Source organism: Candidatus Kosakonia sp. 282A-S69 (assembly GCF_029433855.1).
Lineage (GTDB): Bacteria > Pseudomonadota > Gammaproteobacteria > Enterobacterales > Enterobacteriaceae > Kosakonia > Kosakonia cowanii_A.
This window is the reverse complement of record NZ_JAROAU010000003.1, coordinates 259170-272549: the sequence shown is the minus strand read 5'-3', so window position 1 is coordinate 272549 and position 13380 is coordinate 259170. Positions and strand designations below refer to the sequence as shown.

Here is a 13380-nt window from a genome sequence, read left to right as displayed (position 1 = left end):
TATCTCTGCGACCGAGGGGATCAAAAGCGGCTCTCTTTGAGCCCGAGCGAATGGAGCATTAGCTTGATGACCGGTACGCTGAGGATAAAGAGCACCAGCAGGAGCAATACCTGCCGCGCATCCAGCGCCAGCGCCCAGCCGCACGCCAGCGCTACACCGATGCCGGAGTCCGCCTGATCGAGAAAGAGAAACAGCCCTTTCCTGCGCACGGGCAGCGTGCCCGGCGCAATACCCAGCCCCCGCTTCAGCGCCGAGTTCGGCAGTTCGCCAAGCATATACCCCAGCCCCGTCGCCGCGCCCAGCAGCCACGGGTTATCCACCTCATCAGCCAGACAGAGCGGGGCCACCAGCGTGCTGATAAGCGGCACCACCACCCCCCCTCGCCAGGTCTTGTTGCTGCCAAACAGACGCGCATTGAGCGGAACCGCGAGCCAGGGAAGCATGTTGCAGGTCACCACCACCATATGCACGCAGCCGGCAATAAACACCGGCAGCAGTAGCCGCCAGAGCATCCACGGTGAAGGGTCATCCATACACGCCTCCGAGATGCAGCGCGCCAAACAGCGCCGCGCCGCTAAGACAGAGCGAAAAGAGGGCCATCAGTGAGGAGAACTTAGGAAAGGGGCGATCGAGGAGCATTGCCAGGCTGAACAGCGTTAATGTCACGCTCAGCAGCGCTGAGCAGAACCGAGGCGGCAAAAAGAGCGCCAGCAGCGACCAGCCGCTGAGGATAAACAGACTCCAGAAGACCGGCATGCCCAGATAAGCCAGCGCGGCGTTGTGGGTGATATTGCCGCTTTCGTTAAAGCGGGAGAGCCGAAGCGCGCCGCACACCACCATCAGGGCAAGAAAAAACGCGCCGCCGCCGCGATAGCCGCTGAGATAAAAAATCAGCGCAGGCGCCACCAGGTAGAGCAGCAGATCGCAAAAGCCGTCAAGATAGCGGCCAAACGGTCGCTCGCAGCCGAGCCAGCGCGCCAGTTTGCCATCCAGCGCATCGGCCAGCATGGCGAGGTAAAGCAGGCTGATACTGAGCCAGATAGCGCCGGATAAGGCGGCCTCTATCCCGGCAAGGGCGATAACCATGCCCGTCAGCGTCAGGCAATCTGGTAATGAGAGACGGCAGATAAAGGGAGATCTCATCAGCACACCTCCGGACAAAAGGGCTTCAGTTTTCGCCGTGCGATCAAGCAACGCAGCCGCGCGCGATCGATACGGCTGTAATGGCGCGCATCGACGGGCAGTTTTGCGCAGACCCAGAAGCGGACCGGCTCATCGGGAAAGAGGGTTGCCAGCAATGGCGCGGCGGCGCGGCACTGCGCCGCCTGTTGCAGCACCACGCAAATCTCCCCCTGCGGCCCCTGCACCACCGCGCTGGCGGTGATCCCCGGCAGGTCATTGAGCTGCTTTTCCACGGGATAAGGCGACAGGGTTAAGCCGGAGGGTGTGCGCAGCTGGTCGGCGATCCTGCCCGTCAACCAGAGGCGCTGCTGCGCATCCAGAAAACCGCTGTCTCCGGTGCGGTGCCAGATGCGCCCCTCCCTATCGCGGATTTTAGTGCGCCGCTCCGCCTGCGGGTTATCAAGATAACGGGTCAGCACCTGCGGCCCGCAGACCCAAATCTCTCCCTCCTCCCCCGCGGGCTGTGGCGCCTGCTGACGCACAATCAGGATCGCGGTTTGCGGCCCCGATCGCCCGACAAGGTAGCCTGGCTGCTTGTCCCAGGCGTCAAGAAGCTCATTCGCATCAACATTGCTGATGGGATCGGCTTCCGACGCGCCATAGCTCACCGCGCAGCGCGCGTGTGGAAAATAGTCGCGGGCAGCAAGTAACAGCGCGCGGGTCACCGGTGCGCCGCCAATAATCACCTCCCTCACCGCAGGAAAGCGGCACTGCTGCACATCGGCATAGGCGACAAGCTCGCGTAGCCAGGCGGGCGAGACACTCAGGCGCGTGATCGCCTCAGCGTTAATCGTGTCGGCAATCATCTGCACCGGCAGGCGGCCCTGCGCATCAAAAGTAGGCAACAAATAGCAGCACCCCGCGTGAAAATGACTGAAGAGCGTCAGGAGCGGAAAAGAGGTGACATCCCGCGGCTGGCGGTGCGCAAAGAAGTGGCTCATCGCCCGGCATTGCGCCAGCAGAGAGTGGTGGGAGCGCACGACCCCTTTTGGCGTGCCCGTCGATCCGCTGGTAAAGGTCAGCAGCGCGGTCGCCTCATCATCAAGGGGCTGAACGCGAAAGGCGGTGCCAGCGCCCTCCGCCTCCGCCTCCGCCTGTTCTAAGGGGGCGGTAAAGAGCCGCGGGGTATCGATCGTAAAGCGGCGAATCATCCACAGCTCCGGCAGCAGATACCAATGCTTCCCCGCCTTTTGCGCCACGATCATGGCGCTCAGACGCGCCTGTTTCAGGCAGCTACGCAGTTGCTGGCGCGGCAGATTTTTTTGCACCAGTACGGGTATTAGTCCGGCCCCCAGCATCGCGTAGAGCAGAGGGTAAAACTCCATCTCCGCAGTCAGCAGCAGCAGTACGCGCGCGCCGGCCTGCAGCCCGCTGCGCTCCAGCCTGCGCTGATACACCGCCGCGCGGGAGAGAAGCTGCGCATAGGTGAGGATTTCACGCCCGCCGCAGAGCGCGGGCAGCGATTGAGGCTGTTGCAGCAAATAGTCACAGAAGTTCATAGCGCACATCCCTGTAATAGAGCCCATAGTGGTGGAAAACCTTGTGCGGGCTACGACAAGCGCGCAGCGCGGTGGCGGTCGTCGGCCCTTTCCAGTTAAGCAGTGCCGCGCCGAGGCGCGGCCACTGGGCATCAAAACTGAAGAGAAAGCGGCGCACCAGCGTGGCGTAGAGCGGCGAGCGGCGGTAGCGCGGCACAATCATGATGGTTTTGAAGATCCCGGTTCGCTGACGCCTGTCCGCCAGGTTAAACAGCAGGCCGGCGACATCGCCCTGTGGGCCGAAGGCGAGACAGGAGCCCGGCGCATCGAAACAGGGTTGCAACGATTCGACATTAAAGTGCCAGTCGAAGAGCGCCTCGCTGCCGGGAGTCCAGCCGACGCTCTTCGCAAAATGGTGGATGATGAGCGTATAAAGCTCCTGCCGGTGCGCCAGCCACAGCGCGGGGGTCAGCGGTCGGAGGGAGAAATCAGCCGCCCGCCAGCGCCCGATATCCTTTTCGGGAAGGGGCAACTGACGCACCGTATTTGCATCTTCAAAGAGCGAGAAGTAGCGCGCCAGCGGCTGAAACCCCATCTGCGCAAGCAGATGCTGATACCACGGCGGGTTATAGGGCTCGCCGGCAAACGGCGCGCTGATCGGCGTGTCCAGGCGCAGGCGAAATTTGCCTAACGTGCTGAAATTAATCGGCCCGATAAGCCGTGAAGCGCCCTGGGTTTTTGCCCAGCGCATCAGGGCGCGAAACAGGCGATGGTCAGGAATGCAGTTATTAATGGTTTCCCAGAAACCAAAATTCACCACCGTTTCCCCTGCGGCGTTGAGGGTGGCGAAACCGGCTAAGCGCGCACAGTCGCGGATGTAACCAGTCCAGACGCGGCCCTGCTGCATAAAGGGGTTGGCGGCGCTAAACTGGCGCGCCATGACGGCAGCCTCTTCGCCAGGCCAGAATGGATCACACGCATAGATCTGCGGTGCAATCGCCAGAAACCCCTTCTCCAGCGTATCGCCCGCCCGCCACTCCTGCTCAATCAATGGTCGGCTCATGTTCCCCTCTCCCTCTCTCGATGTTGCGCGTAATCTTCCCGTTCGCGCCGTTCATGCGGATCACCTCGCCCTGCTGAAGCTGGCGGGTCACGCCGGGTACACCAACAATGGCCGGAATACCCATCTCGCGGGCGACGATGGCGGAGTGCGACAGCGTCGAGCCGCGCTCGACAATCAAACCGCCAAGGCCGGGAAAGAGCGGCGCCCACCCCGGATCGGTGCGCACGGTGCAGAGGATGGTACCGGCCAGGTTGCTCGCCTCCTCCGGGCAGAGCACCAGGCTCACCGGCGCTTCCACGATACCGGGGTAGCAGCCGGTGCCTTGCAGGTGCGTAAGATCCGCCGCCGCTGGCTGCGCGGCGTGCAGCGTCTGCTGCTGGAACAGCGTCTGCGTAATGGTTAAGCGGTGAGCGGGCTCCTCCTCCTGCTGATAGCACGCATATTCGGCGCGCCGCTGCGCAATCAGGGCGGTTAAGCCCGTTTGCACCGCCGTTCCCTCAAGCCCCTGGTAGATCTCCTCCCGTGTCAGCCAGAAGATATCCCGGTCACTGTCCAGCACCCCTTCGAGCGCCAGCTGGTGCCCCAGTTGAAGATAGATATCGCGGTAGAGGGCAAACATTTTCGTGCGGGTGAAACGCATCGTTTCGCGGTGGTGGATCGCCCGTTTCAGCCTGCTGAGATGGCGTTTGAAGCGCGCCAGCGCGCGCTTGCCGCGCGTTTGCTGCAAATGGCAGAAGACCCTCTCTTCCGCGTCGGCCCGCAGCTTCGCCGTCGGCTTTGCCTGCACGGTTTCACTGCTCAGATAACTCCTCAGTATGTTAAAGAGAATACGGGGGTCCTGACGCAGCGTGATGCTCTCCAGCTTCAGTTCGCCAATGGTGCGATCGCCATACTGCTCGATGTAGTCGAGACACTGCTGATAAAAATAGCTATCCAGCGCGTTAAGGCGGATAAGCAGATGGGGACTACTATCGCTTTGAATAAGGGCCGCCAGCTGCGGGCGTTGACGGGCATACTGGCTCAGCGCCAGCAGATGCCGGGTCGGCGCCGTGCTGATCAGCTGCTCCTCGTCTGCCAGCAGATCGCCGCTTAATTGCTGATGCTCATCGGGCCAGGCTGCGCGCAGTACGGACTGCACTTTGCCGTTATAGCGGGCAACATAAAAGTCATTCACAATGGGCGCGGTCCAGCGCTTCAGCAGATGTTCATCAAGGTATTTAAGCCGACCAATAAGCTCCGCCGGAGAGAGGGTGTGGAGAGTGTCGCGATCGACATGGCTCTGCGCGAGAGTGTAGTTATGCAAAAACTGACGGATACGCGGTTCAAGCGTGAAGAGCGCCCAGGTGACCCGCGCGCCCATCTTTAGCATCGCCGGCAGCGCGGCGACCTTTTCACGCGTGGAAAGCGGCTTATCCTTGATGATATCCACCGGTTCCTCCAGCCCCATCATCGCTTCCATATCACTTTTATTCATCCTGAACGACGGCAACAGCAGCAGAGCCCGATACCAGTTCTGGATGTTGTAATAGACCCGACCGCGCACCAGGCTGAGCATATTGTCAGTAATGGCCCGGCGCTGCTCGCGCTCCCTGGCAGAGCAGCCTGCCAGTTGCAGAGTTTGCTCATACACCGTGGCGTAAGCGGCGCGGGCGAAGGAGAAGGTGAGCGGCGTCGTCACCCCGCAGTAAGACTCCTGAATATTGGCATTGTCACAGATCAGCGTCTCGCTCGCGCAGCCGCTATCTTTCGGCAGATGGGTAATGGGCCGGGTTTGCAGCAGGTGCAGATGGTTATCTTTGAGCGTCCACTCAATATCCTGCGGCGCGCGCAGCGCCCGGGCGATCGCGGCGCCCATATCGCGCAGGGCGAGGATTTGCGCCGCCTTCAGCGAGGGTGCCGCCGCCTGGCTGTCATCAAGCGTCACCTCCCGGGTGCCGGTGCCGCGCTTGCGGTCAAAGACCACGGCGGTGTGTTTCTGGCTGAGCTGTTGTGTAAAGCCGCTCCCCTGCAGCGGGACGTTAAACTCGTCGGTGTTGCACTGCCCCGAAACGATCCCCTCTCCGCATCCCCAGGCAGCAGAGATAAGCATCGTCTGGCGCGAACCGCTGACCGGGTGTGCGGTAAAGAGTACGCCTGACACCTCGCCTTCGACCATCTCCTGAACAATGACCGCGCAGTGGATCGCGCTGAGCGCCAGACCTTTGCGCTGACGATAGGCCATGGCGCGTGCGCTCCAGGTTGACATCATCACCCCTTTTACCGCATCGACCAGCTGCTGCAGGCCGCGCTGAAAGAGAAAGCTGTCCATCTGCCCGGCAAAAGAGGCCTGACGGGCATCCTCGTCGCTGCAGGAGGAGCGCACCGCCCAGAACCGCTCGTCGCCCAGTGTGGCGAGCGCATGCATCAGGGGCTCCGGCAGCGGCAGCCGGGCGAGGCGCGCGCTGATTTTCCCGGCAATGGTTTCAATCTGATCCGCGGGCATCTCCGGCGAGAGCTGGGCGACCCACTGCGAGGCTTTCGCATCGCAGCGCAGCATCTCATCCATCGCACCGGCGGGGATCACCCACCAGTCCGGTACCGGATAACCATGGGCGGTGAGCCACAAGAGGTTGGCTGCCTTGCCGCCCAGTTGCTGCTCATCAAGTGTGACCGCATCGGCGGCAGAGTAGAGATAGTTCACGGTAACTCCTTTTAGATCCGTTGCTCACTAAGCTCAATCAGATGTCCCCAGGTGCGCAAAATGGCGGGAAACCAGGGGCGTGGCTTGACGTGATGAAGCATCAGGTAAAACGACAGTCGGCGCAGGCCGAAGTCGCGCAGGGCGAGCCAGAAACCGCGATACCACTCCCCGACATCAATAGCGGTTCCCAGACGCCTTGCCAGTTGCCTGCGGTGAAACTCCACGTGGTGTAACAGCGTTTGCAGCGTGGTGCGCTCATCGAGCGTCCACGTTAAGAGTTCAGCCAGATCGCGCTGCGGAACATGCAGCGTTGCCAGCTCCCAGTCCCAGCAGCAGAGGCGTGCATCCTCACGGCGCAGCGCGATATTGCGCGGGCTAAAGTCGTTGTGCACCAGCGTTCTCGGCAGCGTCGCCAGCTCGCGCCACTGCGCCGTGCTCTCCCCGGCGCACTTAAGCCAGTGGTGCAGCAGCGGCCTGGTGAAGAGCAGTGGAGCGCTGCGATGGCTGAAGGTGGCGATGGCCTGCCAGAGCGGCACCATGCTGCTGATCGTGTCGATGGAGGGAGAGTCGATATGGCAAAAGGTGGCCTGCAGGGCGTCATCGCGGCGATACCAGAGAGCGTGAATATCGGCGATGCCCTGCAACGCGGCATCGATCTGCGCGGGCTGCCAGCGCACGCCGTTTGACAGGCTGTTGAGCAGCGCCTCCTCCCCGAGCAGCTCCTCAATGATGATGCTGTGCTTCCCATCTTCGTAGGTGCCGTAGAGCGTCGGTACATGGCGGGTAAAAGCGGGATCGGTTTGCGTAATCAGCGCCATCTCCCTTTCACGCGCATGGCTGAACTCGCTGACAGGAAGCAAGCGCACAAGCAGATCGGCAAGCTCGGGGGCGCAGCCTGCCGCCAGCGAGTGCAGCAGTTGGGCTATCGCATCGGTTTGCGGTTTGTGCTTCAGCAGCGCCGCCACCTGGGTGCCATCTTCACGCTGCAGGCGGTAGGCAAACAGGCCAATGGGCAGCGTCGCGCTATGCGAACTGAGCGCCGTCAGGATACTCTCCTGGCTCCCCTGCCAGCGCATCGCGGTGACACTCCGGGGCGGCTCTTCGCCCCACGCGGCGGTATAGCGGGCGCGCTGAAAGCAGCGGCACAGCGGGTCCTCTTCTGCTCTGCCGGAAGGTGCGCTACGCCGCTGACGACCAAGCTGCTCATGGGATTTCGCAAACTCATCGCTCGCCAGCGCGCTAAGGGTTGAGATATCGAGGGCCAGGCAAAATGAGGCGATGATCTCCGCCAGCCTTTCGCTGCCGTTTGTCCCATGGCAGCCCAACATTTGCAGGCACTCGGCCTGATCGGGAAGCGTGGTACCGCCACCGACCGTGCCGACCACCAGCGCCGGGAGCGTCATGCTGCAGTAGACGTCACCCTCCGGTGTCAGGCGCATTTGCAGCTGCGAGAGGGAGGATTCATGGCTACAGGCGATATCCTGGCCGAGGGCGGTAAACATCGCCGCGATGACGTTGGCGGTATTGATATTTACTCCCGTCATGCCTGCGGCAACGGAGCCTTCACAAAATCCCTGAAACGCCTCGACCAGCTGCGCGGGTGCGATGCGCAAACAGCTGCGGCAGGCGGCGGCGGTCAGCGTTGCCTCGGCGATCACCTGGGTTCCTCTGCCCTGGGCAAAGCTGCTCCACGAGCTTTTCTTATCACTGGAGAGGTTGCTTTCAAGGATGTAACGCTGGGGGGCTAATGCCAGCGGAAGATGTTCGAGGATCCACCTGCACGCCTGCCAGGTGCAGGTGGTGGTCATATTCTGCCCGGCGGCGTCTGCCGTGTGATAGGTAAAGGTCAGGTGCACGGCATTGCCGATGACGCGCGGCGTCAGGCTGGTGAGGCGCGCAAAACGCGAATGCTGGCGCACAATATCGCTGATGTCGGTGAAATAGTCCTCGGCCCAGGCGCAGAAAGCGAGCGCATCGCGCACCGAGATAAATTCGAAGCGCGGCGAGCGCATCATCCGCTGGCCGGTGACGCGCGCCGTCGCCCCGCCACTGTGAGTGATAGCGCTGGCACCGCGCGAAACCGAGGCCACCAGCGCCCCTTCGCTGGTCGCCAGCGGCGCGTAAAAGATCCCCTTCGCGCGCCAGCCGTTGATAAGCAGCGGCCCGGCAATACCGACCGGCACTTCAACCGAGCCGATAAACCCCTCAAGATGACTCTGCAACGTCTCCGCCTGCAGATGGGTGGCAGAGAGCCGGTTTAAGGCGTGGCCGGTGTGCTGACGCAGCCAGACCAGCCTTTTTTGCCGCCCCTTCTCACTCCAGTCGTAGAGATGGCGACGGGGTAGAGCGGCGGCGCTTTGCAAAGGCGCGTCGCGCGGGTGGCACAGCTTTAGCTGCCAGTAGCACTGTTTATTCTCCCGCGCCGAGCGGCAGGTTAAAGTCGCCGACCACTGCCCGCTCTGCTGTCGCTCTTTATGCAGAAGCCTGAGCGCCGGGAGCTGAACAGCCTGTTCGTAGAGTGATAACGCGCGCTGCGGACCGGAGATAAACGCATCGCAGCGATCTTCGCTTTCAAATAAGAGTGTAAACTCGGTCGGGTGGATATCGACAATGGTTGCCGTAATTAATGATTTCATCATTATTACCTCTTCCCTGTGCTACAAATATATTTCAACGATACACAATATATATCCTGCCAACATTGCCATGCCGACCATCGCCTCATTTCTTTTCCTGTTCCGCTGACCGGGATTAATCAGAAAAATCAGCAACTGGCTTACGGAAAAGAAATTAACCAAACCACTTACCACATAAAACCAGCCCGACACCGCACCGGTTTTGCATAAAATAAGAAAATATTGCGTAATGGCCATCAATATAAGCAGACTGACAATCATTAATACCGAAAGCGGGCGACCATATAATTGCGACCAGCTGGTCACCTCTTCACGATCCTCATCCGGGCCTTTACATTTACGCGTGATTTCAAAAATTAATCCGCATAAAAAAGCGAGCAACATCAGAAAAATAAGCGGCAGTTCAAGCGTCACCACCGGCGAGGCCAGCGTGGCCAGCCACCAGATTACAAACGGCATTACCAGCGTGTGGGAGAGCGCGTAGAGAGCGAAGTGCCGCTTAAGCCACTCAGCCACAAAAAACTCTTTCGTCATCAGGAAGGTCCAGCTGAGCAGCAGCCCCCAGCTTAGCCATACCTGCTGCTGCCCCTGTGCGAGCAGAGCGATGCCGCCCAGCTGGAGCAGCACGCAGAGCGCACCGAGCAGCTTCAGGTGAGCCAGGCTGATAATGCCCTGCTGCAATACGCGCTGCGGGTGATGAAGGCAGTCATCCGCATAATCTTTATGTTCATCCAGCACGCGTAACAGCAGAAAAAAGGAGAGTGACAGCAGGCAGCCGAGCGCTATTTTTGCTGGGCTAATAGTGGCTTGCGCGGGTATAGCAACGGAAAAGGATAAAAACCAAAGAATAAAAAAGAGCGGTATATTTGTTAAAGGAAAGCGTTCATTCACCCATAACATCATTCGCGAAAACAGCGAACTATTTTCTCTACAGGTCATAGCAACCCCCGATAAATAATTATCTGAAAACAGAAAGATCGTCACGCTTAATGACATTATTAACAAGACAACTCTGTAAGAAATGAAATAACGGTGCGTGCAGAGCCAATATAAATCTCTACCTGTGCAGTTTCATTTAAAAAAACCGCCTGATGTGATCGCTCTCTAATAATATTAAGAAGTTATTAATTATTCGTTATAAAAGACGAAACAATAATATTGTTGCCTTAGTGCTTTTAAGATTAAATTATTTAATTGCACGGCGGCGGGAAATAAAAAAGGCCATGCGTGTGGGCATGGCCTTTATGCGCGAGAACGTTAGCTCAGCGAAGAGGTAGGTGTGGCAGATTTTAAGGCAGGTTGCGGTGCGTCGCTCCACAGGGTGTCATAAGCGTGGCCGGTGAGATCCTCAACGATGTGGCGCGCTTGCGGCGTCACGCTCTGTTTCAGGCCGCCCGCCTTCAGGCGATCGAGCTCTTCCACAAAGATGCGGTGCGTGCGCTTATTCAGATGGAAGGTCAACGCCTGCCATAGCGCCACCAGCAGCAGGCCAACGGTGCCGACAAACAGGAGCATCACAATGGTGTTGATCGCCTCCTGCGGCTGTACCTGGCTGCCTTTCACGAAACCGCCGCTCTGCAGCAGCAGCCCCACGGCGAAGGTGGCGATGGCGACCGTGGTTTTGCGTGAAAAGGTCATTACCGCGGCGAACAGCCCTTCGCGGCGCTGGCGCGTCACCATTTCGTCAATATCCGGAATAAACGGGAAGACGTTCCACGGTGTGAACTCCAGCACGCAGCGCCCCACCTGGTAGAGACCGGCAAGGATCACCAGCACCAGCACGCTATGCGCGGTCGGGAACTGGTAGACCAGGAAGAAGCCCGCCAGGCAGATCATCATCAGGCTATAGGCGAATACATAGAGGCGTGAAGGGCCAAATTTGATGATTGCCACCCCTGCCGCCAGCGTGACCGGCAGGCCGACAATGCTCATCGATAGCAGCGTGCCCGCCAGCGACGACGAGACATTCAGACAGTAAACGCAGAAGAAAACGAACACCGTGTTGTAAACATCTTTCGCGGTAAAGGAGAAGAGGTAGATAGCCAAATGTTTACGAAAGGCGCGGATCTTAAGCGTGGAGGCATAATCTTTAAACAGCGCGCCAATGCCGGAGAGCTTCTGCGCCATGCTGCGCGCCGGTGCCGCTCTCTCCATCTCGGCCACCATTTCCGGGGTCAGCTCGCGCTCCCAGGTCACGCGCCAGGAGATAAAGACGCAGACCATAAAGAGCACGGCGAAGACAACGCCGTTGATGAGATACGCATCGGCGTTCTTCTCGCCCAGCCAGCCAATCAGCAAGCCTGGAATAAAAGTGGCGAGGAAGGTGCCGGAAGCGGAAAGAAACATGCGGCAGGTCGAGAGCTTGGTGCGATCGTTAAAATCTTTTGTCATCTCTGAAGGCAGCGTCTCCCAGGGGATCAGCACCATCGCGGCGATGATCTCAAAGGCGAGGTAGACGGCGAGATAGAACCAGAAGTTCATGCCGTTGAGCCAGAGCAGGATATAGACCAGCATCAGCGGTGCGCCGATCAACAGAAAGAAGCGGCGGCGGCCAAACTTTTTACCTAAGGCATTTTTATAAAAGTGGTCAGTAAAGCTGCCCATAAACAGGCTGACGATGGCATCGACAATACGGGCAATGGCAACAATAGAGGCGGCTTCGAGCGGTGACAGGCCGACAAAGGTGGTGTAGTAGAAGAGCAGCCAGGCACCAATGACTGTAAAGGCCCCGCCGCCCATAATATCCGTCATGCCATAGCCAATGCTGACAGGGATTGTGACTTTACGCGGTTCACGACTCATCATCCCCTCCCGCCTTTTGCTTAATATCATTCGTTATCAGAGACATATAAACCCCATTTAAGGATCATCGCGTTAAACGCTGGCCGCTGTTTTGCACGGCCTGGTAGTGACGCATGCTTCACGGACTCCACGTTATCTCTGCCAACGAATTCAAGTCTACTACCATACAAGATGAAGCGGTGAAATTGTGAACTTCGCCATAACCCGCGCAAAATAACGCATAACGGGAATGAAAAAGTAAAAAAATGTGAGACAGCGCTGAGTTTATTACGCCTGATGCGTAATGGCCGGAACCGGTGCGGGAGAAGGAGAAATTGATCGGCTTATGGAAGGGGAGAGAGCCCGCCGGCATGCAGACGGGCGGTGTGTTAACGCGCACAGTTCATTCCAGTAGCTGTAGCGCATGACGAGATGGAAGCGTTCACTTTTCATCGTAAATCCATAAGGAGGGATGGTAGTCGAGGCCGTAGAGCAGGCCAAAGGGGATCAGCAGCGCGACATGCCGCCCGGAATCAAACTCCCCCTCCTCTACCGGCACATTCAGCGGTGGGGCGAGGCGTGAGAGCCATTGTTGCAGCCGTTGTTTCATCAGCACGTTCTCCAGCAGAGGGTTGATGCTGCCAGTAAAACGCACTTTGATGGCTAACCAAAACGACAATTTTTTCACTCATTTGCCGAAAAACGCAAAAGGCGCGGGCAAAAAAAAGCCCCTGCGCGAAGGCAGAGGCAAGGCCATGTCCGAGCCGTAAAACTTAGTTAAAGACCATTCCGCCATCAATCAGCAGAGATTGCCCGGTCATGTAATCCGAATCGGGGCCAGCGAGGTAAGAGACGCACGCGGCCACATCTTCCGGCTCCGACAGACGACCTAGGGTAATGCGTTTCGCAAACTCTTCGGTACCGTAACCGATCGGTTTACCCGCTGCTTCAGAGACCTGGCGGTCAATCTCGGCCCACATCGGTGTTTTCACGATACCCGGGCAGAAGCCATTAACGGTAATCCCCAGCGGGGCCAGATCGCGCGCGGCGGTCTGGGTTAAGCCGCGCACCGCGAATTTGCTTGAGCTGTAGACCGCCAGCTCCGGGTTACCAACGTGGCCGGCCTGCGAACAGGCATTGATAATTTTGCCGCCATGTTTTTCCGCTTTGAAGGCCTGGATCGCCGCCTGCATGCCCCAAATCACGCCTTTGACGTTGATGTTATAGACCTTATCGATCACCTCTTCGGTGATGGACTCAATCGGCGTTGAAGGCGCGACCCCGGCATTGTTGACGATCACGTCAAAGCCGTGCAGTTTTTTGCGCGTCTCTTCGACGGCGGCAAAGACCTGCTCGCGGCTGGAAACGTCGACGGTGACGGCAATTGCGCTACCGTTGCTGGCGTTGATCTCCTCGGCCACCGCTTTCGCGGTCTCGCTGTTGTAGTCGGCAACGGCAATGGCAAAACCATCTTTTGCCAGACGCAGGGCGATGGCGCGGCCAATGCCCTGGCCGGCACCGGTAACAAATGCGACTTTTTTCATAACGACTCCTTAGTTT

General features: G+C 58.9%; 10 protein-coding genes. All 10 read right to left on the bottom strand.

Translation table 11 applies throughout. The annotated features are described in order from the left end of the window. Positions 1–20: 20 nt before the first annotated feature. Complete coding sequence (locus PU683_RS07080) at positions 21–533, bottom strand: cytidylyltransferase family protein (protein WP_277170818.1); 513 nt, start codon at positions 531–533, stop codon at positions 21–23. After that, a complete protein-coding gene (locus tag PU683_RS07075; RefSeq protein ID WP_277170817.1) occupies positions 526–1143 on the bottom strand; it encodes a CDP-alcohol phosphatidyltransferase family protein in 618 nt (205 codons plus the stop codon). Before PU683_RS07075 ends, PU683_RS07080 begins: the two co-directional genes overlap by 8 nt. Then, positions 1143–2681 carry an AMP-binding protein gene (locus PU683_RS07070; protein WP_277170816.1) on the bottom strand — a complete coding sequence of 513 codons (1539 nt, stop codon included), beginning with the start codon at positions 2679–2681 and terminating at the stop codon, positions 1143–1145. The genes PU683_RS07075 and PU683_RS07070 overlap by 1 nt, the downstream gene beginning before the upstream one ends. After that, positions 2668–3723: a hypothetical protein gene (locus PU683_RS07065; RefSeq protein ID WP_277170815.1), complete on the bottom strand. Its 1056-nt coding sequence runs from the start codon at positions 3721–3723 to the stop codon at positions 2668–2670. Before PU683_RS07065 ends, PU683_RS07070 begins: the two co-directional genes overlap by 14 nt. After that, positions 3704–6403, bottom strand: a complete 2700-nt coding sequence (locus tag PU683_RS07060; protein WP_277170814.1) for a phosphoenolpyruvate synthase — start codon at positions 6401–6403, stop codon at positions 3704–3706. The genes PU683_RS07065 and PU683_RS07060 overlap by 20 nt, the downstream gene beginning before the upstream one ends. Before the next feature lie 11 nt (positions 6404–6414). Continuing rightward, positions 6415–9042, bottom strand: a complete 2628-nt coding sequence (locus tag PU683_RS07055) for a phosphotransferase (protein WP_277170813.1) — start codon at positions 9040–9042, stop codon at positions 6415–6417. Positions 9043–9060: 18 nt separating this feature from the next. Next, complete coding sequence (locus PU683_RS07050; RefSeq protein ID WP_277170812.1) at positions 9061–9978, bottom strand: UbiA prenyltransferase family protein; 918 nt, start codon at positions 9976–9978, stop codon at positions 9061–9063. A 318-nt stretch (positions 9979–10296) separates the two neighbouring features. Continuing rightward, a complete protein-coding gene (locus tag PU683_RS07045) occupies positions 10297–11841 on the bottom strand; it encodes an MFS transporter (RefSeq protein ID WP_277174228.1) in 1545 nt (514 codons plus the stop codon). Positions 11842–12262: 421 nt separating this feature from the next. Further along, positions 12263–12499, bottom strand: coding sequence for a hypothetical protein (locus tag PU683_RS07040; RefSeq protein WP_277170811.1), 237 nt, complete (start codon positions 12497–12499; stop codon positions 12263–12265). A 94-nt stretch (positions 12500–12593) separates the two neighbouring features. Beyond that, positions 12594–13364 (bottom strand): (S)-acetoin forming diacetyl reductase, encoded by a 771-nt coding sequence (locus tag PU683_RS07035; RefSeq protein ID WP_277170810.1) that lies wholly within the window; start codon positions 13362–13364, stop codon positions 12594–12596. Positions 13365–13380 lie beyond the last annotated feature (16 nt).

Excerpts from the sequence above, each read along its gene's own strand:
- PU683_RS07045 (WP_277174228.1), bottom strand. The coding sequence starts at position 11,841 with ATGAGTCGTGAACCGCGTAAAGTCACAATCCCTGTCAGCATTGGCTAT.
- PU683_RS07035 (WP_277170810.1), bottom strand. The coding sequence starts at position 13,364 with ATGAAAAAAGTCGCATTTGTTACCGGTGCCGGCCAGGGCATTGGCCGC.
- PU683_RS07075 (WP_277170817.1), bottom strand. The coding sequence starts at position 1,143 with ATGAGATCTCCCTTTATCTGCCGTCTCTCATTACCAGATTGCCTGACG.
- PU683_RS07065 (WP_277170815.1), bottom strand. The coding sequence starts at position 3,723 with ATGAGCCGACCATTGATTGAGCAGGAGTGGCGGGCGGGCGATACGCTG.
- PU683_RS07070 (WP_277170816.1), bottom strand. The coding sequence starts at position 2,681 with ATGAACTTCTGTGACTATTTGCTGCAACAGCCTCAATCGCTGCCCGCG.
- PU683_RS07080 (WP_277170818.1), bottom strand. The coding sequence starts at position 533 with ATGGATGACCCTTCACCGTGGATGCTCTGGCGGCTACTGCTGCCGGTG.
- PU683_RS07050 (WP_277170812.1), bottom strand. The coding sequence starts at position 9,978 with ATGACCTGTAGAGAAAATAGTTCGCTGTTTTCGCGAATGATGTTATGG.
- PU683_RS07055 (WP_277170813.1), bottom strand. The coding sequence starts at position 9,042 with ATGATGAAATCATTAATTACGGCAACCATTGTCGATATCCACCCGACC.